The sequence below is a fragment of the Alcanivorax profundi genome (assembly GCF_003597125.1).
Classification (GTDB): Bacteria; Pseudomonadota; Gammaproteobacteria; order Pseudomonadales; family Alcanivoracaceae; genus Alcanivorax; species Alcanivorax profundi.
This window is the reverse complement of the sequence record NZ_QYYA01000071.1, coordinates 1-566: the sequence shown is the minus strand read 5'-3', so window position 1 is coordinate 566 and position 566 is coordinate 1. Positions and strand designations below refer to the sequence as shown.

Below are 566 nucleotides of genomic sequence, written 5' to 3'. Positions count from 1 at the left end.
TGTAGCGCTCTCGGGCTCTGTTTTCACTGGCAAACATCGCCTTGGTGCCAGCTTCATCTTCAGAGAACTGCAGGTGGTTGTCGATGCCCATACCATGAGCAATGTTCTCCACATCAAGGTCATCGGTGCCGATGAAGGTAAAGGTCCAGTTCTGCTTCTTCAGTTTCTCTATGAGGTTCTTGATCATCTTCAGATCATACTCCTCGCTGCAATTCTCCTCACCATCCGTAATGATGGTTACCAATACGCTGTCATCCTCGGTGGTCAGGGCATTGATCTTGGCGATGCCCATGCCGATGGCATCGTAAAGAGGGGTGCCGCCACATGGGTTGTAATCCCTTGATTTCAAAGGCTTAATATGATGAGCAGACACATTATCGTAGAACAGATTCTTGTGGGTGCTGTTGAAGGTGATGAGTGTAACCCGCTGCTCCATATCCTTATGCGTCTTCTGCATTTTCTGAATCGTGGTCAGAGTCTCGTTGATGCCCACCAGTGCCTGGCGCTCGATAATACTCATGCTGCCACTCTCATCTACTACCAAAAGATTGAATACTCGTTTCATA

General features: G+C 48.2%; 1 protein-coding gene. It reads right to left on the bottom strand.

Features of this window, described 5'->3' with window-relative positions:
* A partial coding sequence (locus D4A39_RS19080) for a vWA domain-containing protein (protein WP_199699486.1) occupies positions 1–520 on the bottom strand: 520 nt, incomplete at its 3' end.
* Between the last annotated feature and the right edge of the window lie 46 nt (positions 521–566).